General features: G+C 61.6%; 29 protein-coding genes and 1 pseudogene. 23 read left to right on the forward strand and 7 right to left on the reverse strand.

Going from position 1 to position 25,642, the window contains the following annotated elements; genetic code table 11:
- Nucleotides 1-5 precede the first annotated feature (5 nt).
- The 6 genes from ACVWVY_RS15700 to ACVWVY_RS15725 form a co-directional block, all read right to left on the reverse strand.
- Nucleotides 6-227 (reverse strand): hypothetical protein, encoded by a 222-nt coding sequence (locus ACVWVY_RS15700; RefSeq protein WP_456627207.1) that lies wholly within the window; start codon nt 225-227, stop codon nt 6-8.
- 12 nt (nt 228-239) lie between these two features.
- A complete protein-coding gene (locus ACVWVY_RS15705) occupies nt 240-641 on the reverse strand; it encodes a hypothetical protein (protein ID WP_456627208.1) in 402 nt (133 codons plus the stop codon).
- Nucleotides 642-810: 169 nt separating this feature from the next.
- Nucleotides 811-1,806: a helix-turn-helix domain-containing protein gene (locus ACVWVY_RS15710; RefSeq protein ID WP_456627209.1), complete on the reverse strand. Its 996-nt coding sequence runs from the start codon at nt 1,804-1,806 to the stop codon at nt 811-813.
- A gap of 26 nt (nt 1,807-1,832) precedes the next feature.
- Nucleotides 1,833-2,591, reverse strand: a complete 759-nt coding sequence (locus ACVWVY_RS15715) for a sulfite exporter TauE/SafE family protein (RefSeq protein ID WP_456627210.1) — start codon at nt 2,589-2,591, stop codon at nt 1,833-1,835.
- Nucleotides 2,582-2,887, reverse strand: a complete 306-nt coding sequence (locus ACVWVY_RS15720) for a hypothetical protein (protein ID WP_456627211.1) — start codon at nt 2,885-2,887, stop codon at nt 2,582-2,584. Before ACVWVY_RS15720 ends, ACVWVY_RS15715 begins: the two co-directional genes overlap by 10 nt.
- A 284-nt stretch (nt 2,888-3,171) precedes the next feature.
- Complete coding sequence (locus ACVWVY_RS15725; RefSeq protein ID WP_456627212.1) at nt 3,172-3,312, reverse strand: hypothetical protein; 141 nt, start codon at nt 3,310-3,312, stop codon at nt 3,172-3,174.
- Between the two features lie 219 nt (nt 3,313-3,531).
- Here ACVWVY_RS15725 and ACVWVY_RS15730 point away from each other — a divergent pair, with 219 nt between their 5' ends.
- From ACVWVY_RS15730 to ACVWVY_RS15805, 16 genes and pseudogenes are all read left to right on the forward strand, one after another.
- Nucleotides 3,532-4,428: a LysR family transcriptional regulator gene (locus ACVWVY_RS15730; protein ID WP_456632222.1), complete on the forward strand. Its 897-nt coding sequence runs from the start codon at nt 3,532-3,534 to the stop codon at nt 4,426-4,428.
- 315 nt (nt 4,429-4,743) lie between these two features.
- Complete coding sequence (locus ACVWVY_RS15735; RefSeq protein ID WP_456627213.1) at nt 4,744-4,932, forward strand: hypothetical protein; 189 nt, start codon at nt 4,744-4,746, stop codon at nt 4,930-4,932.
- Nucleotides 4,933-4,979: 47 nt separating this feature from the next.
- Nucleotides 4,980-5,306 (forward strand): hypothetical protein, encoded by a 327-nt coding sequence (locus ACVWVY_RS15740; RefSeq protein WP_456627214.1) that lies wholly within the window; start codon nt 4,980-4,982, stop codon nt 5,304-5,306.
- A 49-nt stretch (nt 5,307-5,355) separates the two neighbouring features.
- A complete protein-coding gene (locus ACVWVY_RS15745) occupies nt 5,356-5,838 on the forward strand; it encodes a hypothetical protein (RefSeq protein ID WP_456627215.1) in 483 nt (160 codons plus the stop codon).
- Between the two features lie 147 nt (nt 5,839-5,985).
- A complete protein-coding gene (locus ACVWVY_RS15750; protein WP_456627216.1) occupies nt 5,986-6,966 on the forward strand; it encodes a helix-turn-helix domain-containing protein in 981 nt (326 codons plus the stop codon).
- A 301-nt stretch (nt 6,967-7,267) separates the two neighbouring features.
- Nucleotides 7,268-8,488: an acyl-CoA dehydrogenase family protein gene (locus ACVWVY_RS15755; RefSeq protein ID WP_456627217.1), complete on the forward strand. Its 1,221-nt coding sequence runs from the start codon at nt 7,268-7,270 to the stop codon at nt 8,486-8,488.
- Between the two features lie 59 nt (nt 8,489-8,547).
- Complete coding sequence (locus ACVWVY_RS15760) at nt 8,548-9,393, forward strand: enoyl-CoA hydratase-related protein (RefSeq protein WP_456627218.1); 846 nt, start codon at nt 8,548-8,550, stop codon at nt 9,391-9,393.
- 38 nt (nt 9,394-9,431) lie between these two features.
- Nucleotides 9,432-10,658 carry a CaiB/BaiF CoA transferase family protein gene (locus ACVWVY_RS15765; RefSeq protein WP_456627219.1) on the forward strand — a complete coding sequence of 409 codons (1,227 nt, stop codon included), beginning with the start codon at nt 9,432-9,434 and terminating at the stop codon, nt 10,656-10,658.
- A 33-nt stretch (nt 10,659-10,691) separates the two neighbouring features.
- A complete protein-coding gene (locus ACVWVY_RS15770) occupies nt 10,692-11,474 on the forward strand; it encodes an enoyl-CoA hydratase (RefSeq protein WP_456627220.1) in 783 nt (260 codons plus the stop codon).
- 12 nt (nt 11,475-11,486) lie between these two features.
- Nucleotides 11,487-12,977 (forward strand): class I adenylate-forming enzyme family protein, encoded by a 1,491-nt coding sequence (locus ACVWVY_RS15775; protein ID WP_456627221.1) that lies wholly within the window; start codon nt 11,487-11,489, stop codon nt 12,975-12,977.
- Between the two features lie 52 nt (nt 12,978-13,029).
- Nucleotides 13,030-13,953 carry a 3-hydroxyacyl-CoA dehydrogenase gene (locus ACVWVY_RS15780; protein ID WP_456627222.1) on the forward strand — a complete coding sequence of 308 codons (924 nt, stop codon included), beginning with the start codon at nt 13,030-13,032 and terminating at the stop codon, nt 13,951-13,953.
- A gap of 21 nt (nt 13,954-13,974) precedes the next feature.
- Entirely contained in the window at nt 13,975-15,006 is a 1,032-nt protein-coding gene (locus ACVWVY_RS15785) for a 3-hydroxyacyl-CoA dehydrogenase NAD-binding domain-containing protein (protein WP_456627223.1), read from the forward strand.
- Between the two features lie 38 nt (nt 15,007-15,044).
- A pseudogene (locus tag ACVWVY_RS15790) lies at nt 15,045-15,209 on the forward strand (ring-cleaving dioxygenase); the annotation flags it as partial.
- A 28-nt stretch (nt 15,210-15,237) separates the two neighbouring features.
- Complete coding sequence (locus ACVWVY_RS15795; protein WP_456627224.1) at nt 15,238-15,693, forward strand: hypothetical protein; 456 nt, start codon at nt 15,238-15,240, stop codon at nt 15,691-15,693.
- A 272-nt stretch (nt 15,694-15,965) separates the two neighbouring features.
- Nucleotides 15,966-16,199 carry a DUF6894 family protein gene (locus ACVWVY_RS15800; RefSeq protein ID WP_456627225.1) on the forward strand — a complete coding sequence of 78 codons (234 nt, stop codon included), beginning with the start codon at nt 15,966-15,968 and terminating at the stop codon, nt 16,197-16,199.
- Nucleotides 16,200-16,268: 69 nt separating this feature from the next.
- The gene (locus ACVWVY_RS15805; RefSeq protein WP_456627226.1) at nt 16,269-16,628 is read left to right on the forward strand and encodes a hypothetical protein; all 360 of its coding nucleotides are present in this window, start codon (nt 16,269-16,271) and stop codon (nt 16,626-16,628) included.
- 313 nt (nt 16,629-16,941) lie between these two features.
- Here ACVWVY_RS15805 and ACVWVY_RS15810 read toward each other — a convergent pair whose 3' ends face one another.
- Entirely contained in the window at nt 16,942-17,433 is a 492-nt protein-coding gene (locus ACVWVY_RS15810) for a MarR family winged helix-turn-helix transcriptional regulator (protein ID WP_456627227.1), read from the reverse strand.
- 214 nt (nt 17,434-17,647) lie between these two features.
- On the opposite strand from ACVWVY_RS15810, the gene ACVWVY_RS15815 reads away from it, so the two are divergent.
- The 7 genes from ACVWVY_RS15815 to ACVWVY_RS15845 all read left to right on the forward strand — a co-directional run bounded on the left by ACVWVY_RS15815 (nt 17,648) and on the right by ACVWVY_RS15845 (nt 25,633).
- A complete protein-coding gene (locus ACVWVY_RS15815) occupies nt 17,648-18,778 on the forward strand; it encodes an amidohydrolase family protein (RefSeq protein ID WP_456627228.1) in 1,131 nt (376 codons plus the stop codon).
- A complete protein-coding gene (locus tag ACVWVY_RS15820) occupies nt 18,775-19,878 on the forward strand; it encodes an amidohydrolase family protein (protein WP_456627229.1) in 1,104 nt (367 codons plus the stop codon). Before ACVWVY_RS15815 ends, ACVWVY_RS15820 begins: the two co-directional genes overlap by 4 nt.
- The gene (locus ACVWVY_RS15825; RefSeq protein WP_456627230.1) at nt 19,878-20,294 is read left to right on the forward strand and encodes a Rieske (2Fe-2S) protein; all 417 of its coding nucleotides are present in this window, start codon (nt 19,878-19,880) and stop codon (nt 20,292-20,294) included. Before ACVWVY_RS15820 ends, ACVWVY_RS15825 begins: the two co-directional genes overlap by 1 nt.
- A gap of 59 nt (nt 20,295-20,353) precedes the next feature.
- Complete coding sequence (locus ACVWVY_RS15830; protein WP_456632223.1) at nt 20,354-21,376, forward strand: ABC transporter substrate-binding protein; 1,023 nt, start codon at nt 20,354-20,356, stop codon at nt 21,374-21,376.
- A gap of 8 nt (nt 21,377-21,384) precedes the next feature.
- Complete coding sequence (locus tag ACVWVY_RS15835) at nt 21,385-23,136, forward strand: ABC transporter permease (protein ID WP_456627231.1); 1,752 nt, start codon at nt 21,385-21,387, stop codon at nt 23,134-23,136.
- Nucleotides 23,137-23,148: 12 nt separating this feature from the next.
- Nucleotides 23,149-24,240, forward strand: coding sequence for an ABC transporter ATP-binding protein (locus ACVWVY_RS15840; protein WP_456627232.1), 1,092 nt, complete (start codon nt 23,149-23,151; stop codon nt 24,238-24,240).
- Between the two features lie 292 nt (nt 24,241-24,532).
- Nucleotides 24,533-25,633, forward strand: coding sequence for an NADH:flavin oxidoreductase (locus ACVWVY_RS15845; protein WP_456627233.1), 1,101 nt, complete (start codon nt 24,533-24,535; stop codon nt 25,631-25,633).
- Nucleotides 25,634-25,642: the final 9 nt, after the last annotated feature.

Genomic DNA, 25,642 nt, shown 5'->3' on the forward strand with positions numbered 1-25,642 from the left:
GATTGCTATTCAGCAGCGAGCGACACCCTGACGTACGATGCATGATTTGGCGCCGGCTTGCGAAGGAGGCCGCATTCCGGCATTGCCAAACGATCCTTCCTGCAGTCGACGGGTTTCGGCGACGTCCGGATCGCGCCGATGCTGCCGTCGGGCTTCAAGATGGTCACGAACACGATGAGGCACAGCACTTTGGCGGCGAACACGGCGAGGGTTAAAACGTCGTTCATGTGACCTCCCGATCAGTCAGCTTTGGCTACGCTGGTCATACGAGCTCCGGACGGCCGCGGCTTTGCCCGGATTGCCGACGCTTTTTCATTTGTTGCTGTCGGCGTGACCTCGGCCGCTTCCATCGCTGCGAACGCATCGAGTGGACTGCGCGGCTTCGCCTCGGCGAGGTCTTGGTTGGGCGCGACATCCGGCTGGGAGTTAATCTCGGCCGTGAGCGGCATTCCCGAATGCGCCGTGTCGAACACGATCCGTTCCGGCCATTTGTGGCCCGAACGGATGCGCAGATTGACCCGCTCGTTGGGAGCAAGCGTGGAACGTGGTTGTTCAGGGGGTCCAGGGCCCCACCAATCGGCGGCAAACAGCGCCACGAGAAGGACGCTTCCCACCCAGACGAAGTACTGACGTATCGGCATTGGAAGCGGATCCCTTGGTGACGGTGCGAGCCCTCAGGCGCGGCGGCCTCTCATTGCCCTCTCTGAAGGCGAAGATAGTGGGATCGCGGACCGCCGGCTTTGCATCGCCTGCTATTGTTTAGTCATTTGTTGCTGGTCACACCGGCGAGGACGCCAGCGGCGTACCGGTTCAGGCCAACACCGGAAGCGATCGCCTGACATCGGTCAGCGAAAATTCCGATCGCCGCGATCCTGCCGTTTGACGATACTGGCCGGGCGCGTGGCCGGTCGCCTGGCTGAAGGCTCTCGTGAAATTGGCCTGGCCGGAAAAGCCCAAGGCAAGGGCAATGTCGACCAGCGGCCGGTCGCTGCGTGTCAAAAGCGCTTTCGCGCGCTCAAGACGTCTGGCGCTGACGTAGCGATGCGGCGGTTGTCCGACGGCCTGCTTGAAGGCCCGCGCGAAATGAAACCGGCTCAGGCACGCGATCGATGCCATGCGATTGATGCTGAGATCGCCTTCCAGGTTTGCCTCGATGTAGTCCAGCACACGAAGCAGGCGGCGTCGATCGAGCCCTTCGGTCTTCAGAAGCGGATAGGACCGGGCAGGTGACGTGCCGGCATGCTTTTGCACCAGCCTTGCGGCGATGGTGTTGGCGAGCGATTCGACAAGCAGACTGCCGGCGGAGGTTTCAGTCCGCAGTTCGGACGCAATGGCATGGGCAATCTCGGTGAGCAGCGGATCTTCGAAAGTGCTTTCATGTTCCAGCGTGCCGACCTCAGACTCGCCAATATCGATTCCGAGCCTGTCCGGCGAGAACTGGCTTGGCGAAACATACAGATGCAGGATCCCCGGAAGGTCCCCGGTGATTTCGATCGAACCTTCGCGCCAGCCGGGCGGAGAGAGCCACGCCGTACCGCGCCTCGAGACGTATTTGTCCTCGATGCCTGTCGCGCGTCGCGTGACGAGCTGCTCACCGCCCATGATGTCGACGACGATATGGGTATCGCTTTGAGGACCCCTCCAGGGGAAAACACTCTGGCCGTGTCTGCGCAGTTCGGCGGACAGGCCGGACCAGCCTCGATCGACGGAAGATAACAGCAGCTTCGACGAACGGCTCCACAAGTCGCAGTAGGGCAGCGGCTTGTTTCGGCCTGCAGCCTCTGGCTTTTCTTGTCGAAGCTCCATGACACGCTCCCGTCAGGATGAAAAATTCACACGAGATATCCGGAAACGCCGTCCCACAACAATTTCAGCGCCGTCACGACCAGCAGTCCGTAGCAAACGCGATAGATCTGCCGTTGGTCCAGGCTTCCGTGCAGCCGCCAGCCAGCCCACACGCCGGCGGGAATGGCGAGCACGCAGAGCGCCATCAATGTCCAGACGTTGCCCGTCGGCTTCACCAGCAGCAGCCAGGGCACCGCCTTGGTCGCGTTGCCTACGGTGAAGAACAGACTGGTCGTTCCGGCGTAGACGTCCTTGCTAAGGCCGAGGGGCAGCAGATACATCGCAAGCGGCGGTCCGCCCGAATGCGCCACCATTGTGGTTACTCCCGAGGCGAGACCTGCGGTGAGCGCCTTCGGCGTCGAACGTGGGCGCGTCGTTACCTCTGCGCCTGCAACAAGCCAGAGCGCGACAAAGATCAGGGTGGTCGCGGCCATTGCGATCGCGATGGCGCGATGGTCCAGGAAACGAAACAGTAGATATCCCAGTCCGATTCCGGTCACGAGCCCCGGCAACAGCGGCAGAAGGTCCGGCTTCGACCACGTGGTAGGCTTCCAGTAGCGCAGCGCGAACAAATCCATCGCGATGAACAATGGCGCGAGCAGGCCGCCGGCGGTGACCGGGTCCATCACAATCGATAGCAGCGGAATGCCGACAATTGAGAATCCGCCACCAAACGCGCCCTTCATGAAGCAGATCAGGAACACGCCGGCAAAGGTGACCAGGATCGTGGCGACCGTCAGCTCCATGACGCCGCCTCCATCGTGGGCTGGCGCACGCGCGGGTTCGCCGCCGCGTAGGCCAACGTCCCTTCGTCCGTTCGACCGGACAGCGGGACGAGACCATAGACGGCCGCCTCAATCTGAAAACGGGCCAGCCCGATGTCGTCCAGTGCGCGGTCGTCGAGACCGTGCAGGCATGCAATGGCGGTCCGGCGGCCAAGGTAGTCCGCGGTCACCTCACAGGCTGCGCCAAGCAACCGAACAAATGCACCGGGCCCCTGCGTGACGGCAGGCAGGACGATGGTTGAAAAGATCGCTGGCATTTTCGGTCTCCAATGCTCCGAGCCTAGTTCCTTAATGCTCCGAGGAAGGCGGTGGCTTCGGCGAGGGCCGAAACGTGCCCGTACACAGGAAATCGGCCGCAAACCTGGACATCATCGATACAATTGCGCTTACAAAGCCAGAATGCTCCGACATATTACTCGGTGCAAGTAAATCATTGCACCGAGTACAATGAAGTGAGCTTCATGCCGGTGACCTCGGTGTCGGGTGTTCGAGACCAGACACGCCACCGAGAGACCGGTTGGCCGGAGCGGGCGGCCAGCATTCAGTAATCTGCGGTTTGCGGAATCATCCACACGGAAATCGTCTGCCAGGCGCCGTCGCTCGCCTTGCGCTGATACGCGACGAAGTCGACGTCATCGCCGTGCTGAATTTCGTACCGATAGGGTTCGACATGTCTTGTCATTGAACTCTCCTTGTCAGTTGACTGGCGTCTTGCGCCTTCATCCAAGAAGATTGACTGGAGGGCCGGCTTTAAAAAGGGGCCGCACGTGGAAAGGGTCCTTCCGAGCAGCGGAAGGGCGGCTCAACAGGGAGGTTGATCGCAAGCGATGCCGGCCTTCCGAAATCCGGGGTGGTATGGCAAAATCGGGAAAAATTCTTCCAAAACATGGAAGGGGCCCCGATGGACCGCCTGGAAGCGATGTCGACCTTTCTGACTGTGGTCGAGCACGGCAGCTTGTCCGCGGCGGCGCGGCGATTGAAAACACCGCTCACAACAGTCAGCCGCAACGTATCCGAGCTCGAGTCTCACCTGCACACGAAGCTCTTCAACCGATCGAGCCGGCGGCTGGTGCTGACCGATACAGGCGCTTCCTATGTTGCGGCCTGCAAGCGCATTCTCGCTGATGTGGGCGAAGCGGAGCGTTCAGCTTCCGGCGAGTATGCCGCGCCGACGGGAGAACTGGCGGTGACGACCCCGTTGGGCCTTGGGCGTGTCATTCTCATGCCGATCATCGCGGACTTCCTCAAGACCTATCCGGATATCAAGGTTAGAATGGTCCCCACCGATCAAAAGCTGAGCCTGGCTCAGGAACAAATCGATGTCGCGGTGCGCATCGGCGAGTTGCCGGATTCGAGCCTGGTTGCGTTGCGGCTCGGCAAGACGCGCCGAGTGGTGTGCGGCAGTCCCACCTATCTGGCGGCTCGCGGAACGCCGCGCACGCCCGAAGATTTGGTCGGGCATGATTGCATCTCTTATCCGGGCTTCTCGCCACCCGATGTCTGGACATTCGTCAGAGGCAAGGTGACCATAGCGGCGCCGGTGCATACGCGGCTCATCGTCGGCAGCGCCGAAGCGGCCTGTGCCGCAGCCCGCGCGGGCATGGGAATTTCCATCGCCTTTGCCTATCAAATCGAGGCTGTTCCCGAGGAAGGCGCATTGACAACCGTGCTGGATGAATTCCAGCCGCCATCACTGCCGGTGAACCTCGTCTACGCCGCCAACCGGTTTCTGCCGATCAAGATCCGCGCCTTTCTGGACTTTGCCGCGCCGCGGCTGAAGCGAGTATTCGCGGAGTAGCCACGCAATCGCGGCCCCATCGCCCCGAGCCCGCGAAGCCGGTATTGGTCGCCGCGGCGTTTCGCGTGGCAGCTTTCGTTTCGTCACTGCATAAACGACTCGACGTTTATCTTCGTCATCGGTCGCGCGTGCACGAAATCATCGCCGGGTTGGCTGGTACGCACTGCTGTAACTTTGGTTGAATGGTCAACCCTCAGCCTGACTTTCCAAAATTTGGAAGGATGTCTTCCGTTTTCCCTGCCTGTTGACCCCGGATCCTCGCCCCATCTCCCAACCATGACCTGCCGCAACACGGCACAACAGTTGGAGGCGAACATGGGTGAAGTGATCCAATTTATCTCGAAGGCCGAGCGCGAACGCCTCCGCCTGATACGAGAAGCCCGCGCGAACTACGACAGCGTTTTCCCGTCGGCCGGTCCGGTCAACGAGCGACGCGACGACGCGCCAATCGTCCATTCGGTCAACGGAACCTGGATTCACCAGGGCGGCGAAATTTTGTGGTGATCAACAATCCGGCCGTACCCGGCCGTCGACCAACAGGAGAAATTGTCATGTCAATCCGCAGTATGCTGTTCGCCGCTGTATTCGGTATCGCCTCCGTGGCGGCCGCCCGTGCTGATGGTCTGCGCCCGATGGAGGGCAAGAGCATCGACCTCGGCGGGATATCGGGGATCGCCTACTACACCGTCGAGCGCGACGGGTTTCACGTCGTCGCCACGCTTGCGCAGGGCGAGGCAGGAACACCGGTCCGCATGGTGACGGTTCTTGCGCCTGGCCAGCACGTTGTCCTCTCAACACCGCAACAAGCCAGTGCGATTGAGATCAGTCGGAAAGGCGAGACCGTTCTCGTTCGCAAGGCGGCCGCCGGCTCGAACTAGATTTCGATTCAACACTGCTGCAGCGAAGGCAGAATAAGGAAACGCGCGCATGTCTACCATTCACCTGCATCGAGCAACCACGGCGACACCCGAGCAGTACGTTGCAGGGCTCACCGATTTCGGACCGGGGCGCTCGAAAATCTTTGGTAACAGCTCCGACGAATATTTGCAGGTGCACCATCGGAGCACCTCGCAGGCCGATGTCACGGAAGGCTCGGGCGGGATCTGGGAGCGCCTGCATTACGATTGGTCCGACCCGAGCCGCGTCGTCCTCAGGACGACCGACTCCAATTTGTGGGGTGGCGCATCGGGCCACACCTACAGCTTCAGGCGTCAACCCAACGGCATGACCAGCATTGACGTGGTTGTGATACGCGAGGGAAAGAATTTGAAAGGGCGGCTCCTTGGCTTTGTGCTTGGGACCATCGGCAGGCGCGTTTTGGAAAAGGCGTTCGAAAATTCCGTCAAGGCCAAAGCCCGCAACAACATGGCGGAACGGCCGAAGGCGGCTAATTCACGCCTTGCAGCCTGAGCGTCTCGCGCAAAATTGCGGCGTGAGACATGGCTGGCCTGCAAAAACGAACATCTAGCCAAACTAGAGACGCCGCTTACTTTTTGGCGGCGGTCTTGCGGATTTCGCGCCGAACCACATTGACGACAACTCCGTAGGGAGCGTGTGTTGGAAATCCAGCATCATCAGCCGGCCGCCGCAAGCCGAGATGGATCAGAGCAGTACGGTTTCGAAGGGTTGCTGTCCTCTTCGACGAACCGGGACTGGCCCGGCCTGTCGGCCCAACTGTGCACCGCTCTCAGAGGGGTGATCCCCTGGAGGACCCCACAATCCGACATCAGGATTTGCGTCGATACCCACGGCAATGAATCGCTGGTCACGCGGCGGGCCCCAGGCGTCGAAAGCCGGATCGTTGCAAGGCGAGGCACAGTTTGGCTCTCTCCTCCCGGGGTGCAGGAAGGTTCGGTTGATATCTCCGAAGACCTGACGCGGATTCTGCATATTTATCTTCCAGTCAGTCACTTCTCGCCGGGCAATTTCGAAATCAGTATCGATCCGGCCGCTGTCGGCGCGCTGAGCTATGAGCGGGCCTTCGAAGATCCGCTTCTGGCCGAGATCGGATTTGCGATCGCGTCGGAGCTACAGAATGAAACCTCCACCGGCGGTCTGCTCATTGGAGCCCTCGCAGCCAGCCTGGCGGCGAGGCTGGTTCAAAAATATGTCACCGCGTCTTCCGCTCAGTCCCTTCCTCGACGCTCGGTTCAGGGGCTCGATCGGCGCAGACTCTTGCGTGTGCTGGATCACATAGAAGCGAACCTGGAAGGCGATCTCGGCCTAGAGCGCATGGCGGAGATTGCGTGCCTCAGCCGATTCCATTTTGCGCGATCCTTCCGGCAGGCCGTCGGACAATCGCCTCATCGCTATGTCAGCGCCAAACGCCTCGAGCGCGCGAAAGCCCTGTTGATGCACGGCGATCGGCCGCTGGTGGACATCGCGCTGTCGCTCAGCTTTTCCAGCCAGGCCAATTTCACGAGAGCATTCACGCAGGCAACGGGTCAGGCGCCCGGCCAGTTTCGTCAGAGGTTCGGATCGGGACAACCGGAGCCGTCACCGGCCGATGTGAGCCGAGCTCTTCCCGTTTTGGCCTGAATCTGAAAGTCGCAACCTCCTGCCGACGCCTGTGAAAATGGTCGTTGGTGGATACTGCACAGACGCGAGTCCCGCATTTTCCGGCCTTGTGCATTGCGCATTCTGCATCACCTCGGTCAATCCCCGATATGTGCGCGGCCATTATCCCGGCACTTGCATCTGCCGCCTCGATCGCCAGCAACAAATGACAAAACGACAGCACGTGATGCAAAGCCGCCGGCCGGCTGCCTCGCTATGTTCGATGCGTCGGAACGAAACGCCTGCCGCAGTCGCAGGCCCCGCATCGAAAATGGAGATCGAAATGGCCACCGCTACTGCGATCAAGCATTCGGCGCCGAAACAGCTTCCGCCGCCGAACGCCGACTTCTTTCAATTCGCTGACTTGCTCTCTGATGAGGAACGGGCGGTCGTCAAGAAGGTGCGCGCTTACATGGAGACGAAAGTCCAGCCCATCATTAACAAGCATTGGGTCGCGGACTCGTTCCCGTTCGAATTGCTCCCGTCGTACAAGGAGCTCGGCATCGCCGGTATCGGCATGCATGGCTACGGCTGCCCGGGCGGAAGCCCCTTGCTGGTCGCCCTGACCGCCCTGGAGATTGCGCGAACCGATGTTTCGTTCTGCACCTTCCATGGCGTCCACACTGGTCTTGCGATGAATTCTATCTACCTCGCGGGCAGCGAGGAGCAGAAGCAGAAGTGGTTGCCGCCGATGGCGCGCATGGAGAAGGTCGGCTGCTTCGCGTTGACCGAGCCGCTGGTAGGCTCGGGAGCCGGTGCTGGTCTCCTGACCACAGCGAAACGCGAAGGCGACACCTGGATCCTCAACGGTCAGAAGCGCTGGATCGGCAACGCGCCGTGGTGCGACATCTCGATCGTCTGGGCGCGCGACGTGGCCGACAACCAGGTCAAGGGCTTCATTGTCGAGAACAAGACGACGCCTGGGTTCAGCGTCGAGAAGATGCAGAACAAGATCGCGCTGAAAGTCGTGCAGAACGGCCAGATCACGATGACCGACTGCCGCGTGCCCGATGCGAATCGTCTTCAGGGTGGCCAAGGATCGTTCCGCGATCCGGCGCTGGTTCTGCGCGGCACCCGCCATGGCGTCGGCTGGGAAATCACCGGCGCGCAGATGGGCGCTTACGAAAATGCGCTCAAATACGCCCAGGAACGCATGCAGTTCGGCAAGCCGATCGGGTCGTTCCAGCTCATTCAGGAGCTGCTGGCGAAGATGCTGGGCAACATCGTGGCCTGTCAATCCATGCTGGTCCGCTCGGTGCAGCTGGAAACCGAAGGCAAGCTGACGGATGCGCAGGCAGCGATCGTCAAGGCATTCTGCACCAGCAAAGCGCGGGAAACGGTCGCCTGGGCCCGCGAGGCAATGGGCGGAAACGGGATCCTGGTCGACTACAACGTGGCGCGCTTCTTTGCCGACACCGAAGCGATCTACTCCTACGAAGGCACCTATCAGATGCAGAACCTGATCGTCGGCAAGGCGATCACCGGGTTCAGCGCCTTCGTGTGATGTCGCGGCAGGCCGGCACCCGGTTGCCGGCCCCACCCCCTCAACCAGGATCAATCAACATGTCCACAGCAGCAATGATGCCGTCACCGGCGCTCGTCCCCGGCGCTTCACCCGCGCCGGCCCTGACGCTTGCGAACGTTCTCTACGAGAAGCGGGGCGCGATCGCCTATGTGACGGTCAACCGGCCCAAGGTGCTCAACGCCCTGAACGCGCCGACATGGCAGGACCTGCGGACCGCCTTCGAGGATGCGCAGAATGATCCGGCCGTGCGCGGCGTCATCCTGACGGGAGCGGGCGACAAAGCCTTCATCGCCGGCGCAGATATCGGCGACCTCGCGCGGGCGAGCGCAATCGACGCCGAACGGTCGAGCCGTTTGGGACAGCAAGTCCTCGATCTCGTCGAGAATCTCGGCAAGCCGGTCGTTGCCGCCATCAACGGCTTTGCGCTGGGAGGCGGCTGCGAGACGGCGATGGCTTGCACCATCCGCATCGCCGTGGAGCACGCGAGGTTTGGCCAGCCGGAGGTCAGGCTGGGATTGATTCCTGGTGGCGGCGGCACGCAGCGGCTGCCTCGGCTGGTCGGCAAGGGCCGCGCCCATCGGCTCATCCTGTCGGGTGGAATGATCGGTGCGCAGGAGGCCTACCGCATCGGGCTCGTCAACGAAGTCGTCCCGGCCTCCGATCTGATCCCGCATGCGGAAGCGATCCTGAACGAGATCGCTGCCAACGCACCGATCGCCGTCAAGTACGCGCTCGATGCCGTCAACAACGGAACGGAGACCAGCCAGGACGAAGGCTTGGCGCTGGAAGCCTCCTATTTCGGGCTGTGCGCCGGGACCGAGGACAAGAGGGAAGGCACCTCGGCCTTCCTCGAGAAACGCGCGCCGCAATTTCACGGTCGATGAAACTGCAAACCAACCAACCGAATCATCAGGAGCCATCCATGGCAAACGAAAACATCTTTTCAGGATTGAAGGTTGTCGATCTGTCCAGCTTCGTGGCGGCGCCAGGCGCGGCCGTGATCCTCTCCGACTTCGGCGCCGATGTCATCAAGGTCGAGCCGCCGCAGGGCGACGCGTGGCGACACGGGCACCAGACTCCGATCCAGCCGCGATCCGAAGATCCCTATCAATGGCATCTCGCCAACCGCAACAAGCGCAGCATTGCGCTGGATCTCAAGTCACCGGCCGCGCAGCAGGTCGTTTTCGAACTCGCCAACTGGGCCGACGTGTTCATTGTCAACACGCCGCACCATGCACGCAAGAAGCTGAAGCTCGAATATGAAGACGTCGCCGGATGGAATCCGCGACTGATCTACGCCGACCTTACCGGTTTCGGCGAGAACGGGCCGGACGCCGACCTGCCTGGCTTCGACCTCACGGCGTACTGGGCGCGCAGCGGTTTGTTGTCGATGACCCGCGATGCCGGCGTGCCGCCGACCTGGCCGGTCGGCGGCAGCGGCGACAATGCCACGGCGGTCGGTCTCTATTCGGCGATCGTCACCGCCCTTTACCGGCGCGAGCGGACCGGCAGGGGCTCCTATGTCACGACGTCGTTGCTTGCCCAGGGCGTCTGGTCGGCCAGTGTCTCGATCCAGGCGGCCCTCGCCGGCGCCAAGTTTCCGCCGCAGCACGACCGCACTCATCCCGTCAACGCGGCGATGAACGTCTACCGGTCCTCCGATGGAACCTGGTTCGTTCTCATCGTCACGCCCGAGAAGTTCGTGGCCGTCGTCAAGGCGATCGGCCGGGCGGACCTGCTGACCGATCCGCGCTTCTCCAGCCCGGCGCAGATCATGGCGAACATGACGCCGCTCACCACCATCTTCGACGAGCTCTTCAACTCTCAGCCCATGGCGCATTGGCATTCGGTCTTCGCCGGCCTGAACGTCACCTTTGGGGAGGTCCGCGGGCCGCAGGAGGTGATCAACGATCCGCAGCTGAGCGAAAACGAAATCATTGTGCCGCTCAACGGCGCCGGCGGCAAGCTGACCTCGACCATCGCGAGTCCGATCACGGTGCGTGGCGTCACCAAGGTTCCGGCCCGGCGTGCGCCCGGCCTCGGTGAGCACACCGTGGAGATTCTCGGCGAACTCGGCTTCGACGCCAGCAGCATCGAGAGCCTGCGAGAAAGCGGCGCCGTGCCGAAGGCAAAGGAACACGCGGCCTGATCGCGCAGCAACCATCGAACAAGGAAGCACACCATGAGCGACATCATCACCGAGATTTCCGGCGGCATCCTGCGGGTCCAGTTGAATCGTCCTGAAAAGTTGAATGCCTTGACATCCGCCATGTACACGCGTCTTGCCAAGATCTTCGACGAGGCGGACCAGGACGAGGCGGTTCGCGTCGTGTTGTGGTCTGGCGCCGGAAATGCGTTCTGCGCCGGCAACGACGTCGAGGATTTCCTCAAGACCCCGCAGCCGGGCGAAAGCCCGCAGGCCCGTCTGATGGAAGCGTTCATTCGCTTCGAGAAACCGATCGTCGCGGCCGTGCATGGTGCCGTGATCGGCGGCGGCACCACAATGCTGACGCACTGCGATTTCGTTTACGCAGGCGAGAGCGCGAAGTTCAGGTTGCCGTTCATTGATCTCGCCCTGGTACCGGAATTCGGCTCGAGCTTCTCAATACCGGCCCGCGTCGGACATCTCAGGGCGGCGGAAATGTTCCTTCTGGCTGCGCCTTTTGCGGCAGCGCGGGCGGCCGAACTTGGACTCGTCACCCGCGTGGTGCCCGACGCGGAGCTGTTCGTCACTGCGATGGAAGCGGCGCAGAAGCTGGCCGCCAAGCCTGCAGGTGCGCTGAGAGCCGGCAAGCGGCTGATCAAGCAGGCGTCGATCGCCCAGCTCAGAGCGGCCATCGTCAGCGAAAACCGCGAATTCACGGCGCGGAAAAGCTCAGCGGAAGCGAGGGAAGCATTCACGGCGTTTCTCGAAAAGCGCCCGCCGAATTTTGCCCGCACCGCGTCGCCGGTGGCGGCGGAGTGAGGAGCGCCGGTCATGATGTACATCCACTCGGTAGGCAGGGCTGTGCGCTATTTTCCAGAGCGCGCGGCTATTGGATCGGACGGAAAGCGTTCGACCTTTCTGCAGCTTCATGACCGCGTTGCCGGCATCGTTGCGGCGCTGAGCGGGCATGGCTTTGGACGCGGAGACCGACTGGCGATGCTGCTTCCGAATGAGCCCGAGTATCTGGAGTTGATCTACGCTTGTGCCTGGCTCGGGGTGACCGTCATTCCGATGAATGCCCGGTTATCCGTCGCCGAAATGAATCACATTCTCGCTGACGCCAGCCCTCGCGGCATCGTCCGGCATTCGTCGTTGCCGGCACCGACCCTGCAGCTTCCGTGGCAGCGCGTGCTGGACAAGGAACCGCTGGACGCTGCCGGCGCGCCCTGTCCGGAACCGATTTATGATCCGGATGCGATCCTGGCACTCATCTACACCAGCGGCACCACCGGCCGTCCCAAGGGCGTCGTGGTGAGCCACGCCAATATCATGGCTGATATCGACCACATGAACTATTGGCTGCCGCAACAGGACGGCGGTGTACATCTACACGCGGCGTCGATCTTTCACATCCTGGATTTTCCATTCATTTTCGCGGCTCCGGCGTTCGGTACCTGCCAAATTACCATCCCGAAGTTCACCGCGGCTGACTTCTGCGAAACCGTGTCGCGCGAGCGTGTCAGTCGCACCGTGCTGGTGCCGACGATGGTCAATCTGCTCATTCACTCCCCGGACCTGAGCCGGTCCGACATGAGCAGCCTGGAGCATATCGCCTATGGCGGCTCTCCCATGGCTCCCGAACTCGTTCGCCGAACGCGCGAAGTTCTGCCGCACGTGAAGCTGACTCAAGGCTACGGCCTGACCGAGACCGGGTTTCTTACCGGCCTGCTCGACGACGAGCATACACCTGCAAGGCTGATATCGTGCGGCCGTACCTGTCCCGGAATCGATCTGCGAGTCGTGGACGATTTGGGCCGCGAGGTCGAACCAGGGCAGAGCGGGGAGCTGGTGATACGCGGCGCCAACGTCATGCGCGGCTATTGGCATAATGCGGAGGGCAGTGACGGTGCCTTCCGGCACGGAATGTTCCGTACCGGAGACATCGGCTATCGCGACGCCGACGGCTATTTCTACATTCTCGATCGTTCGAAGGACATGATCGTCACGGGTGGCGAGAACGTCTATTCCGGCGAGGTCGAAGCCGTCATTTATCAGCAACCGGCGGTGCTCGAAGCGGCGGTCTTCGGCATTCCAGATCCAGAATGGGGCGAACTCGTCGCAGTCAGCATTGCGCGGAAGCCGGGACACGTTCTTGAGGCTGACGAACTGATCGAGCACTGCCGCCGATTTCTCGCCAAATACAAGATTCCCCGCCACGTCGAGTTTTCGGACGGTGAACTGCCGAAGGGCGCCTCAGGCAAGATTCTGAAGACGTCGTTACGGGAGCGCTTCTGGATCGATCACAAGCGGGCGGTTGCTTGATGTCGATGCTCCCCGAAAGATCGAACCGTACTGTGACACGAAAGGAAAAACCATGACCATACTTGAGGCTACGAGAACAAAGGCGTCGCAGGATACAGCCCGCGCCGGCAGATTGTTTCTGCTCGACTTGAGCGGCGGCCACGTCATGTCAATGGATGCCGACGGCTCGCATCGCCAGCTCATCGCGACCGACTGTCCTCATCCCGACGGGATCGTCGTCGACGTGGCGGCAGGTCACGTCTACTGGACGAACATGGGCGTTCCCAGCCGAAACGACGGCTCGATCGAACGCGCCGACCTCAATGGCAACAATCGGAGATTCATCGTCGCATCCGGCGGCACATTCACGCCGAAGCAGCTCCATCTCGATAAGCCGCACGGCAAGCTCTACTGGTCCGACCGCGAAGGGATGCGGGTCATGCGGGCAAATCTCGACGGTTCGCAGATTGAAACCCTGGTCCAGACCGGAGAGGGTGACGCCGACCGCCGCGATCAGGAAAGATGGTGCGTTGGCATTGCCGTTGATCACGAGCGACAACAGATCTACTGGACGCAAAAGGGTGACGACAACGCGGAGGTGGGGCGCATCCTGCGCGCCGGGATCGAAATCCCGGAGGGCGAGACGGCGGCTGATCGCAGCGACATCGAAGTCTTCTTCAACGGCCTTCCCGAGCCGATCGATCTCGAGATCGATCTCGAGCATCGCGTCCTCTACTGGACCGACCGCGGCAATCCTCCGCGCGGTAATACGGTGAACCGTGCGCCGATCGACGCCAAGCCCGCGCAGAACGTGCCGCAGATCGTGGTCTCGGACCTGATGGAAGGCATCGGCATCGCGCTGGATGTGCCGGGTAACCGCATGTTCATCACCGATCTCGCCGGCTCGCTTTATGTCGCGAAGCTGGATGGAACGGGTAAGCGGACGCTGCTCGGAGCCCAAGGCAACCTCACCGGCGTCGCCTACGTTGAAATCTGACAAACACATCGGAGCATCCCCATGACCAATACCAAACCCATTCGCCGCGTCGCCATCATCGGCACTGGTGTAATCGGCGCGAGCTGGGCCGCGCAATACCTCGCCAAGGGACTTGAAGTCATCGCGACTGACATCGCGCCCGACGCGGAGAACGCGCTGCGGAAGTTCGTGAAATCGGCCTGGCCGGCACTCAAACGGCTGGGTCTGTCGCCCGGCGCATCGCTGGCGAACCTGAAGTTCACGGCCGACATTGCCGAAGCCGTTGTCGGTGTCGACCTGGTCCAGGAAAACGGGCCGGAACGGCTGGACTTCAAGCAGAAGCTTTATAAGCAGCTCGACGAGCTGCTGCCGCAGGATGTGATCATCGCGTCGAGCTCGTCCGGAATCAAGATGAGCGACATTCAGTCGGGCGCCGCATCGCATCCGGAGCGTTGCGTTATCGGTCACCCGTTCAACCCGCCGCACCTGATCCCTCTGGTCGAGGTGGTCGGCGGGACCAAGACCTCGGAACAGACGATTCAGCGTGCGATCGCGTTCTACAAGTCGATTGGCAAGAAAGCCGTACGGCTCAACAAGGAGATGCCGGGTCATGTCGCCAACCGCTTGCAGGGGGCGCTGGCGCGGGAGGTCTACTACCTCATTGCCGAGGATGTGCTGAGTGCTGCCGACGTCGACGACGCCTTGTCCTGGGGGCCGGGTCTGCGCTGGGGCATCATGGGCAACATGATGCTCAATCACCTCGGCGGCGGACCGGGCGGCATCGAGCATTTCTTTCACCAGTTTTCCGGACCGATGAGCGCTTCGTGGAAGACGCTCGGTTCACCCGTGCTCACCCCCGAGGTCCAGAAAAAGCTGATCGACGGCGTTCATGCCGAGGTCGGATCGCGCACCATCGAGGAGCTCGAAGCCGAGAGAGACGAGCTTTTGCTCGGCCTGCTCGAATTGCGCACCAAGCGTCCTGGCACCTCTCTTCCGGCGAAGCCGCAGCCGAGCGATGGACGCGTCAGCATCCTTGAGGAATCGCCGGACTTGTTTGGTGCGTCGCCGTTTTGACCGCATCAGCGAGAATCCAAGGAAGTGGGCCATGAGAAGGTGTTCTATTCGAGATCGCAACAGATATTCCAGGATTTGCGATCGACGAATCGGTCGATGCGCTTGGCCGCGATTTAAAGCTGGCCAAGTTTCTCGAATCGCGTCGCGCGGAGATAGAGGCCAGCTGCCCTTTCTTGAGAGCACGATGGCGCATGGCGAGATGATGAATTTGCAAATGCAGCGCTGAACCAAATGGACGCTTCTATCATCTCTGCGCTCGCCGCTCTCACCGGCGCGACGATTGGCGGCATGACGAGCGGGGTCGCCAATTGGCTGAACCACCGAAGCCAGGTCCGCGCGCAATGGCTTCTTCATGAGAAGAACCGGCGGCAGATGCTCTACAGGGATTTCATTGAGGAAGCCTCAAGATGCCACATCGATGCGCTCCAGCATCATGAGGTAACCGACGGAAGTCCAGGCCTGGTTGCCCTGTATGCAAAGCTCAATCGGATGCGAGTGCTGTCTTCCAAGCCGGTGGTGCTGAGGGCCGAGCACGTCGCCAAGCAGATCATGGATACCTATCTGGAGCCGGACAAGAGCTTCGGCGAGCTGCGAGACATGGCGAAATCCGGATCTATCGACTTGCTGCGCGAATTCAGTGAGGCCTGCCGCGAAGAATTTGAAGAAATGTGGGACCGGCAGCTCTAACCGGGGCGCCGGGCATCGGGCGGCGGCTTTCTCTCGGCAGGAATTTCGGGTGCCCTTGGCACGGTTTGGAACCACCATCGCACTTGTCCAGCGTAAGCGCCTTGTCGCTTCGAAGGTCGCGGGGTGCATCGGCCGGCTGTGCGGACCGCTATCGACAGCAACAAATGACAAAGTCACGGCAACCAGAGCAAAGCCATCGGCGGCAAAAGTCTCCATAACATTGGTCAACAGGCGGTTGAGTGTTGCCAATCCCCGGGCCGATGGAGGTCGAGATGACGCAGGTATTTTTCCATTGTTCCACCACGAGGAAGGTGTTCCTCGATCACCGCGGCGCCGTCGTGAACAAGCTCGCCGAGGCGCGCGATCATGCGGCCCGCCTCGTGCAATCCTTCACCAGCGAACTCAGCCTGGAGGATTGGCGTGACTGGGTCATGCATGTCAACGACGACCAGGGCGATGAGCTCTTCGTCGTGCCTTTCACTTTCTTGCTCGGCAAGGTGCACTGATTTGCCGGGATTTGTACTGCTTCACTTGCACCGGCGAGACGCGAATGACCAAAACCAATGGAGCACACAATGAAGAACCTTCTCACGTCGGCGATAGTCGCAACTGGCCTGGTTGCCTTCGCATCGCTCGCGCAAGCCCGCTCGGCGTATGACGGGTCCTGGGGCCTGGTCTTCGTGACGCAGCGAGGCGCGTGCGATCCGACTTATAACTTCTCCGTCAACATCACGGACGGCCTCGTCACGCATCCCAACCTTGTGAAATTCACGGGCCATGTGGCGCGTTCGGGCGCGGTGCGCGCCTCGGTGACTGTTCCGGACAAGTATGCGGCCGGCTCAGGCCAGCTCTCGAGTAATTCCGGTCGCGGAACATGGAGCGGCTATTCGGGAAGCGCGCGTTGCTCGGGGTACTGGACCGCCCAGCGAAACTGACGAACTTGCCGAGCGCCTCCCAATTGAGGGCCGATGTCGCAGGCGAAATGTGGAGTGGTGACCCTTGCTTCAATTTGCGGTCTGCGATTTTGCTCGCCTTCCTTCGATCTTTCGCGATCCCTTGCGCTCAATGGTAGCGCCTCGTGTGCGCGAACGGATGCTCCATAAACCTCAGGCAAAACGTTGGGGGAAGTTCGGCTCGCGCGCGACCCGGGTAGCGCGAGACGGCGCGAGCAGGGGATTCGCATACTGAGCGATTATGGAAGGACCGCTCTTGGGCGGTGGTCGCAGGACGATCAGTTCAAGCCTGCTTCTATTGGTCCCACTCGACTCCGGTCAGATCCTGCGAGAGTTGAGTCAGCAGCGCATGCAGGCGATCCTTGTCGGCCTTCGTGAAATTCTTGAATAGCTGGGCCTGGCGCTGCAGCGACACCTCCATCAGCCGAGCCGACAGTTTCTTTCCCTCTGGCGTGAGTTTGGCGATCGCGGCGCGGCCACGCGTCCGGGTCTGCGTGACTGAAATCAGTTTGCGTTCTTCAAGCAGCACCAGGCTTCGGCTGACGGCGGCCTTATCCAGGTCGGCGGCGGCAGACAACTCGCCGACATTGAGGGCTTCGGTGCTCCTGAGCACCATCAGCAGCCGCCATTCCGCCATGCCGAGGTCGAAGGCGGCGCGATAATAGGCACTGGCGCTGCGGGTGAACCGCAGTCCGATGCCGACCAGCAGTAGTGTAATGTGCTGCTGCGCCAGCAACCCTGCGATCGGCTGGCCAGGCGATACATCGTCGGTCGGCACCGTCGTCACGGGTTTTGCCTTGGTTTTGGCAAGGGCGCTGGTCAAGATCTTCGGGTTCCGCATGTCGGCCGCCTTGGAGGTTGAAGCACACAAACCCGGGGAGTTCGGTTCCCGGCGCATTGATCTGGATCAATTCAATTGACACGTCATTTATTGATGCGTCAATATAAGCCGATCGCGCTTCGACCAGACCTTCGACCCGACAGCAAACAGAGACGAGTTCATGGTAGCAGGGCGCCCGTCAGCCGATATCGATCACCCTTCGACCTACGCCGGCGCGATCGATTGCGATTTGCATCCGGCGTTGCCGGGCATGCATGTGCTGTTGCCCTATCTTGACAATTACTGGCGCGAAATGGTCTCGGTTCGCGCGCTCGACCGTCTCAATCTAAGTCTGACCAGCTATCCGCAGAACGCGCCGTTGTCATGCCGCCCCGACTGGAAACTCGAGGGGACCACCAAGCCCGGCTCGTCGCTTGAGGCGATGCAAAGCCATGTGCTCGATCGCTACCAGCCTCGGTTCGGCATTCTGAACTGCCTCTACGGTGCTCAGGTGATGCACAGCGAGGACATGGCGGCGGTGTTCTGCCGCGCCACCAACGATTGGATCCGCGACGAATGGCTCAACCGCGACCCGCGGTTGCGGGCGTCGATCGTGATCCCGGCCCACAACACCGAACTCGCGGTCGCGGAAATCGAACGCCGGGCCGGCGATCCGCGCTTCGTACAGGTGCTGATGCTGGTGTCCGGCGAAGTCACGCTCGGCCGGCGCCAGCTATGGCCGATTTACCAGGCGGCCGAACGGCTCGGCCTGCCGATCGGGGTTCACGCCGGCAGCGCCTATCGCTATGCGCCCACCGCGGTGGGATGGCCGTCCTACTACGTCGAGGACTACGTCGCGCAATCCTCCGCTTTTGAGAACCAGTTGCAGAGCCTGATCTCGGAAGGGGTGTTCGCCAAATTTCCCGGGCTGAAGCTGGTCGCCATCGAATCGGGGCTGACCTGGCTGAGCGGCTTCATCTGGCGCGCCGACAAGACCTGGAAAGGCGTGCGCGCCGAGGTGCCCTGGGTGACACGCGCGCCATCGGAGATCATTCGCGATCACGTCCGCTTCACGGTGCAGCCGATCGATGCGCCGGACGAGATGGTGGCGATCATGCGCCTGATCGAGCATCTGGAATCCGATGAGCTATTTTTATTCTCGACAGACTATCCGCACTGGCAGTTCGACGGCGACGAGGTGTTGCCATCCGGGCTTTCCGAGGTGGTGCTCCAGAAAATCCTGTGCGGCAACGCGCAGGCGACCTATCCGCGCCTGGCTGAGGCCAGCAGTGCCATGGAGGTAAACGCATGAGCACGCTTGAGCTCGATCGTGGCCCGCCCGCGGACGCGAAACTGCGGGTGATCGATTGCGACATTCATCCGGCGATGAATGCCTGGACTGAGGTCCATCCTTATCTCGCCAGGAAATGGATCGAGCATCTGGCGGTCTATGGCAGCCACCTGCGCCACGCCTTTTCCGAGGCGCTGACCCATCCGCGGATGTCGCCGGATGCGGCCCGTGTCGATGCCTATCCGGACGAGGGCGGCCCGCCGGGCTCCAGCCTGGCGCTGATGCGGAGCCAGCATCTCGATCCCAACGGCGTCGCCTTCGGCATGCTGATTCCGCTGCGCTGGAATCCCGGCAGCCAGCGCAATCTGGATTTTGGGGTGGCGCTGACCCAGGCGATGAATACCTGGCAGGTCGAGCGCTGGGTCAAGAACGAGCCGCGGCTGCGGGCGTCGATCCTGATCGCCCAGGAAGATACCGCGGGGTCGGTCGCTGAAATCGAGGCGCGGGCGTCCGATCCGAATTTTACCCAGATCCTGGTGTTGCCGCGGACCGACGAGCCGTTGGGCCGCCGCCGCTACTGGCCGATCTTCGAGGCCGCGGCGCGCAACAATTTGCCGATCGCCGTTCATGTCGGTGGCACCAACGGTCATCCATCGACCGGCGGTGGCTGGCCGTCCTATTACATGGAAGAGCATCACGCGGTCGCCGAAACCATGCAGTCAGTGCTGTCGAGCCTGGTTTTCGAAGGCGTGTTCGAACGGTTTCCGGGACTGCGCGTCGTGATCATGGAGGGCGGACTTGGCTGGATCCCGTCGTTCAGCGCGCGGATGGACAAGCACTGGCTGCGCCTGCGCAGCGAAGTGCCGCATCTCAAGCGCAGTCCGTCGGAATACATAAGCGAGCATGTCTGGTTCACCACGCAGCCGATGGAAGAGCCCGGCCGCGCTTCGCAGTTGATCGATCTGTTCGACCGCATTGGCTGGGACCGCCTGCTGTTCTCGACCGATTATCCACATTGGGATTTCGACGATCCACGTTACGCCTTCAAGGCACCGCTCAGTGAAACGCAGCGCGCGAAGCTGCTCTATGGAAATGCCCAGGCGTTCTACGGGATCGGCTGATGGCGCGTTACGTGGTTGCAACCGTGGACGACATTGCTCCAGGCCAGCGCAAGCTGGTGCAAGTGCAGGGCCGTGACATCGGGATATTCAACGTTCGCGGCGAGTTCTTTGCCATCGCCAACCGCTGTCCGCATGAAGGCGCGTCGCTGTGCAAGGGCCGTGTGGTCGGCCTCGTGGAATCGAGCGAACCGGGGTCCTATCAGCTCAGCAGGCCCGGCGAAATGATCCGGTGCCCCTGGCATGGTTGGGAATTCGACCTGCGCACCGGAAAATCATGGTGCGATCCGCAACGTACCAAGGTTCGCGCCTTCGACCTGAAAGTGGAAGAGGGCGCGGCGCTGGTCGAGGAGACGCTGCTTCGGGCCGAGACATTTCCGGTTTCGATCGAACGGCAATATGTGGTGATCGAAGTTTGAAGGCCGCATCAAAGCGGCCGACTGCAAAGAGATAAAATAAGGGGAGGACAGGCGTGTTGATGAAATTGAAGCGTGCCGCATTGGCGGTCGGGCTTAGCAGTCTTCTTGCCGGCCTCGCATTCCCGGCGTCTGCGCAGGACGCCGGCTGGGATTCCGTCGTCGCCGCCGCCAAGAAAGAGGGCAAGGTCGTCGTCTACAGCATGGCGCTGGGGGCGCCGTATTATGTGGCGGTTCTGAAATCGTTCGAAGCCAAATACGGCATCAAGGTGGAAAGCCTCGATCTGCGCGCCAGCGAACTCGCCGAGCGGGTCCGGACCGAGCAGGCCGCCGGCCGTTTTCTGGGCGATGCCGAGATCATCACCACCACGATGATCGAGGAACAGCGCAAGGCCGGCGACTACATCCAGGCCGTCGGCGCCATTCCCAACGTGAAGAACTTGCGCGCCCCGTTCAAGGCCACCGAGGTCAGCGTTCCCGCTTACGTGCAGCCGATGGGAATCCTGGTCAATACGCGTCTGGTCAAGCCGGAGGACGAGCCGAAGAGCTGGGAGGATCTCAACGATCCAAAATGGAAGGGCAAGATCTTGTCCGACGACATGCGTCCGCTCGGCAGCGGCAATACCATGTTCGCTATCCTGCAGAAAAAGCTGGGCGCCGCTTTCAACGAAAAACTGGCGGAACAGAAACCGGTTTTCAGCCGCGACCTGCGCAACGATGCGCGGCGGGTGGCGCGCGGCGAATACCCGATCTACGTCCCGCAGATTTTCGCCTTTGCCTCCGACCTGAAGGGACTTCCGGTCAAGGTGGTGATTCCGAAGGAGGGCGCGCCCTACGCCATGATGGAATTCGCCATGTTGAAGAACGCCGCGCATCCCAACGCCGCACGGCTGCTGATCGATCACTTCCTCGAGCAGGACTCGCAGCTGCTCTATGCCAATGGCTGGATGCTGCCGGTGGTCGAAGGCGTCGCCGACCGCGCCAATGACGACGCCAGGCCGTTCGCCAACGCCAAGCTGATGGGGCCGGCGCTGCTGGAGGAGCGTCCAGCGATGATGGAGCTCGCCAAAAAGCTTTACCAGTAATCCCTTCGATGACCTCGCTCTCGTCGCGACAGATCGAACGCCCGGCGCTCGCGCCCTCGAGCCGGCTGCAAGGCCTGCGCGACGGCAAGCTGCCGCGGCGACTGGCGATCGCGGCGCTGATCCTGCTGCTCGCGTTTCTCTCGCTCTACCCGTTGTCGATGCTGCTGTATGGCAGCCTGCACACCACGCCACCCGGCATCCCCGGAAGTTTCGATCTGTCGGGCTACCGCCAGGTGCTGACCTGGCCGACCGCCGTGCTGTTCGCCAATACGGTCGGCATCTCGCTGCTCAAGACCATCATCTCGCTGGCGCTGGCCGTGCTGTTCGGATGGATCATCGCGCGCACCAACACGCCGGCACGTGGCGCGCTCGAGGTGTTGATCACGCTGCCGTTCTTCGTGCCGCCAATCCTCACCGCGATGGCGTGGGGGATGCTCGGCAATCCTCAGGTCGGCGTCATCAATCTGGCCTGGCGCGGGATCACCGGCTCGGACAACGCGCTGGTAAATGTCTACTCCTATGCCGGCGTTGTCTGGCACATGCTGCAATATTCGACGCCGTTCCTGTTCCTGTTCGTCGTCGAAGCCTTTCGCGCGATGGACCCCGCGCTCGAGGAGGCCAGCCGGATGTGCGGCGCCTCGCAGTGGCGGACCTTTCGCCGCGTCACCTTCGCGCTGATGATGCCGGCCATCGTTACCGCCTTTCTCCTCAGCTTCATCCGCGGGTTGGAAAGCTTCGAATCGCCGCTGTTCTTCGGAACGCCGGCGAAAATCGAAGTGATCACCACCGCGATCTACAATTCAATCCATCACCAGTCGATCGCCAACTACCAGTTCGCCACCGCCTTGAGCTTCGCTATCATGGCGCTGATGTTCCTTCTGGTGCTGTGGCAATGGCGGCTGTTGCGCGGCAAGAGCTTCCAGACCGTGACCGGAAAGGGCTATTCGCCGCGGCTGATCGATCTCGGTCCGTGGCGCTGGCTGACCTTTGCGCTGTGCGTGGTGTTTTTCCTGATCAGCGTCGTGCTGCCGATCGGTCAGCTGATTCTGGGATCTTTCTTCCAGTTTTTCGGCTTCTACCAGTGGGACATGCTGACGCTGGAGCATTACCGCTCGGTACTGGGCAATAGCGAAGTCTGGCGGGCCTTTCGCAATACGTTCCTGCTTGGCCTTGTCGGCGCATCGACCACGATGCTGCTCGGCGCCATCGTCGCCTACATCTCGACGCGCACCCGATGGGCCGGCCGCCAGGTGATCGATGTGCTGGCGTGGCTGCCATGGATGATGCCCGGAATGGTGCTGGCGGTGGGATTCCTCTGGGGATTTGCCTTTCTGCCCTCGGCGATCTCGATTTACGGAACCATCTGGGCGTTGTTGATCGCATACGTCGCGCTGGGAACGCCGATCGCGGTGCGGGTGATGTCGGCGGCCTATCGGCAGCTGTCGTTCGATCTCGAGGAGTGTTCGCGGGTTCACGGCGCGACCTGGTGGCAGACCTTGTGGCGGATCATGATCGCGTTGGCGTGGCCGTCGTTCGCCGTCGGATGGGTGCTGACCTTCTTCGGCATCATGCGCGAGCTGAGCGCGTCGGTGCTGCTCTATTCGGTCGGCTCTGAGGTGCTCTCCGTCGTGCTGCTGCGGATGTGGGAAAATGGGCAAGCCGAAGCGGTCAGTGTGATCGGGTTGATGATGATGCTGCTGGTGTTCGTTTTTCGCTGGGTTCAGCTCCGGCTCATCAAACGCTACATCAATACTCTCTAGACGGGATTTACCGTGTCAGAACTCGTTCTCGAAAATGTCTCGCGTGCCTTCGGTGGTTTCGTCGCGGTCGCCGGCATCGACCTGCGGATCGCTGCCGGCGAGTTTGTCACCTTGCTCGGACCCTCCGGCTGCGGCAAGACCACGACGCTGCGCATGGTGGCCGGGCTTGAGGAGTCCACGGGCGGACGGATCTCGATCGGCGCGCGCGTGGTCAATGATCCGGCAAACAACATTCATCTGCCGCCGGATCGCCGGCGGCTCGGCATGGTGTTTCAATCCTATGCGATCTGGCCGCATATGCGGGTATTCGACAACGTCGCCTATCCGCTGCGCGTGCGCCGGCGGCCGGAAGCCGAGATCCGCCAGCGCGTCGAGAAAGCGCTGAGGCTGGTCGAGATGGATCACTTTGCGGATCGTCCGGCGCCGGCGCTGTCGGGCGGGCAGCAGCAGCGGGTGGCGATCGCGCGTGCGCTGGTATTCGAGCCCGAAGTGCTGTTGCTCGATGAGCCGCTCAGCAACTTCGATGCGCGGTTGCGAGCGCAAATGGGCGACGAATTCCGCTCGCTGCAGAAGCGCCTCGGCATCACCACGCTCTATGTGACGCACGACCAGGACGAGGCCATGGCGCTGTCGGATCGCGTGGTGCTGATGCGGTCCGGCAAGATTCTCCAGGTAGGGCCGCCGCAGGACATCTATCAGCGTCCGAATTCGGAAGTCGTGGCGGCATTCTTTGGCGCACCGAATCTGCTGGACGCCACCGTGACGTCGGTTGAGGCGGCGGCGAATTCATTCAAGCTCGGGGTGCGGGGCGAGAGCTGGCAAGGCGTCGCCTATGGCGATCAGCGTTTTGCGCCCGGCGACCGGGTGCGTATCCTGGTCAGACCGGAGGATATTAGGGCGGGCGTTGCATCCGACGAAGTCGACGCTGAGTGGCGCGGCGAGGTACTGAATTCGGTGTTTCGCGGCGCACGGCGTACCCTGCTTGTGCGCACGCAGGCCGGGGAGCTTCGCATTGAGGTTCCCGCGCTGACCTGCCCCAAAGTCGGGGAGACGATAGAAATCGCTGCCGCCAAATCCGCGCTTTGGGCCATGGCATGTCCCTAAAGAGAAACAGAGATATGGACGCAAGCCTTGGAAAGCTGACTATGCGTCCGGGGTGGACGTCCGTTCACACGTCGAGGCGCTGCCACTCCTGAGCCCGTCCTTGACAGTTCTATTTCAGAACCATTTAATCGACCTTCCGATGGAAAGCGAGGAGGGTGACCTTGTTGTCGCTCCCGACGCTTATGCCGGGCGTCACGATCAATATGGAAGGCGTGTGGCGTACACGCAGCTTTAATTGCAGCGCTGCTCGGGAACGTGCTCAGCGCCTTTTGACTTGAATTAGGGAGTGCAGATGTCCACCGAGGTGCTTTTCCGGCCTTTCAAGTTCAAAGGGTTAAACTTGCCGAACCGGGTTGTTATGGCACCGATGACCCGCTCGTTCTCTCCCGGTGGAGTTCCGACTGAAGACGTCGCGCAGTACTACCGCCGCCGTGCCGAAGGAAAAGTCGGGTTCATCATCTCGGAAGGAACGGGCGTGGATCGTCCAGCCTCGCTGAACGATCCGAACGTTCCCCGCTTTCATGGCGAGAAAGAACTAGGTGGCTGGCGGCGCGTGGTCGACGAGGTGCACGCCGCAGGCGGCCTGATGGCTCCGCAGCTCTGGCATGTCGGAGCCGTTCGCACCCGTGCTCAGGATTGGTCTCCTCCCGGTGCCTACGACAGTCCGTCCGGCCTGTCGCGACCGGAGAAGAAACTGGGTGAACCGATGAGCGAAGAGGACATCGCCGATGCCATTCGCGCCTTTGCCGATGCGGCGCTTGCGGCGAAGCGCCTGGGCTTCGATGCAGTCGAACTGCACGGGGCACACGGTTACCTGATCGATCAGTTCTTTTGGGAAGGCACCAATCGCCGAGAAGATGCTTACGGCGGTAGCGATCTGCCCGGCCGGGCGCGGTTTGCCGCCGATATCGTCCGCGCGGTGCGCCAGGCGGTCGGGGTCGAGTTTCCGATCCTGCTCCGGATCAGCCAGTGGAAGCAGCAGGACTTCGAAGTCAAGCTGGCCGATACGCCCCGGGCGTTGGAAGCCTGGCTCAAGCCTCTGGTCGACGCAGGCGTCGACATTCTGCATTGCTCACAACGTCGTTTCTGGGAGCCGGAGTTCGAAGGCTCCGATCTGAATTTCGCTGGATGGGCGAAGAAGGTGACGGGAGCGCCGACGATTTCTGTCGGTTCGGTCGGTTTGAGCGGTGAGTTCATCGCTTCATACGGCGGAGAGGGCTCTCGTCCGGCGTCCCTCGACGAGTTGATCCGCCGGCTCGATCGCGAGGAGTTCGACCTCGTCGCGGTCGGCCGGGCGCTGCTTCAGGATCCGCAATGGCTGCTGAAGGTGCGCGACGGCCGTACGGAAGAACTGATGGCTTTTGAGCGGACTGCATTCGCGGCACTGAGCTGAACGGCGACC

Source organism: Bradyrhizobium sp. URHC0002 (assembly GCF_054059515.1).

Excerpts from the sequence above, each read along its gene's own strand:
- ACVWVY_RS15800 (WP_456627225.1), top strand. The coding sequence starts at position 15,966 with ATGACGCAGGTATTTTTCCATTGTTCCACCACGAGGAAGGTGTTCCTC.
- ACVWVY_RS15775 (WP_456627221.1), top strand. The coding sequence starts at position 11,487 with ATGATGTACATCCACTCGGTAGGCAGGGCTGTGCGCTATTTTCCAGAG.
- ACVWVY_RS15795 (WP_456627224.1), top strand. The coding sequence starts at position 15,238 with ATGGACGCTTCTATCATCTCTGCGCTCGCCGCTCTCACCGGCGCGACG.
- ACVWVY_RS15745 (WP_456627215.1), top strand. The coding sequence starts at position 5,356 with ATGTCTACCATTCACCTGCATCGAGCAACCACGGCGACACCCGAGCAG.
- ACVWVY_RS15815 (WP_456627228.1), top strand. The coding sequence starts at position 17,648 with ATGGTAGCAGGGCGCCCGTCAGCCGATATCGATCACCCTTCGACCTAC.
- ACVWVY_RS15700 (WP_456627207.1), bottom strand. The coding sequence starts at position 227 with ATGAACGACGTTTTAACCCTCGCCGTGTTCGCCGCCAAAGTGCTGTGC.
- ACVWVY_RS15735 (WP_456627213.1), top strand. The coding sequence starts at position 4,744 with ATGGGTGAAGTGATCCAATTTATCTCGAAGGCCGAGCGCGAACGCCTC.
- ACVWVY_RS15710 (WP_456627209.1), bottom strand. The coding sequence starts at position 1,806 with ATGGAGCTTCGACAAGAAAAGCCAGAGGCTGCAGGCCGAAACAAGCCG.
- ACVWVY_RS15780 (WP_456627222.1), top strand. The coding sequence starts at position 13,030 with ATGACCATACTTGAGGCTACGAGAACAAAGGCGTCGCAGGATACAGCC.
- ACVWVY_RS15705 (WP_456627208.1), bottom strand. The coding sequence starts at position 641 with ATGCCGATACGTCAGTACTTCGTCTGGGTGGGAAGCGTCCTTCTCGTG.
- ACVWVY_RS15740 (WP_456627214.1), top strand. The coding sequence starts at position 4,980 with ATGTCAATCCGCAGTATGCTGTTCGCCGCTGTATTCGGTATCGCCTCC.
- ACVWVY_RS15805 (WP_456627226.1), top strand. The coding sequence starts at position 16,269 with ATGAAGAACCTTCTCACGTCGGCGATAGTCGCAACTGGCCTGGTTGCC.
- ACVWVY_RS15720 (WP_456627211.1), bottom strand. The coding sequence starts at position 2,887 with ATGCCAGCGATCTTTTCAACCATCGTCCTGCCTGCCGTCACGCAGGGG.
- ACVWVY_RS15770 (WP_456627220.1), top strand. The coding sequence starts at position 10,692 with ATGAGCGACATCATCACCGAGATTTCCGGCGGCATCCTGCGGGTCCAG.
- ACVWVY_RS15715 (WP_456627210.1), bottom strand. The coding sequence starts at position 2,591 with ATGGAGCTGACGGTCGCCACGATCCTGGTCACCTTTGCCGGCGTGTTC.
- ACVWVY_RS15825 (WP_456627230.1), top strand. The coding sequence starts at position 19,878 with ATGGCGCGTTACGTGGTTGCAACCGTGGACGACATTGCTCCAGGCCAG.
- ACVWVY_RS15845 (WP_456627233.1), top strand. The coding sequence starts at position 24,533 with ATGTCCACCGAGGTGCTTTTCCGGCCTTTCAAGTTCAAAGGGTTAAAC.
- ACVWVY_RS15785 (WP_456627223.1), top strand. The coding sequence starts at position 13,975 with ATGACCAATACCAAACCCATTCGCCGCGTCGCCATCATCGGCACTGGT.
- ACVWVY_RS15820 (WP_456627229.1), top strand. The coding sequence starts at position 18,775 with ATGAGCACGCTTGAGCTCGATCGTGGCCCGCCCGCGGACGCGAAACTG.
- ACVWVY_RS15755 (WP_456627217.1), top strand. The coding sequence starts at position 7,268 with ATGGCCACCGCTACTGCGATCAAGCATTCGGCGCCGAAACAGCTTCCG.
- ACVWVY_RS15835 (WP_456627231.1), top strand. The coding sequence starts at position 21,385 with ATGACCTCGCTCTCGTCGCGACAGATCGAACGCCCGGCGCTCGCGCCC.
- ACVWVY_RS15830 (WP_456632223.1), top strand. The coding sequence starts at position 20,354 with ATGAAATTGAAGCGTGCCGCATTGGCGGTCGGGCTTAGCAGTCTTCTT.
- ACVWVY_RS15730 (WP_456632222.1), top strand. The coding sequence starts at position 3,532 with ATGGACCGCCTGGAAGCGATGTCGACCTTTCTGACTGTGGTCGAGCAC.
- ACVWVY_RS15725 (WP_456627212.1), bottom strand. The coding sequence starts at position 3,312 with ATGACAAGACATGTCGAACCCTATCGGTACGAAATTCAGCACGGCGAT.
- ACVWVY_RS15765 (WP_456627219.1), top strand. The coding sequence starts at position 9,432 with ATGGCAAACGAAAACATCTTTTCAGGATTGAAGGTTGTCGATCTGTCC.
- ACVWVY_RS15760 (WP_456627218.1), top strand. The coding sequence starts at position 8,548 with ATGTCCACAGCAGCAATGATGCCGTCACCGGCGCTCGTCCCCGGCGCT.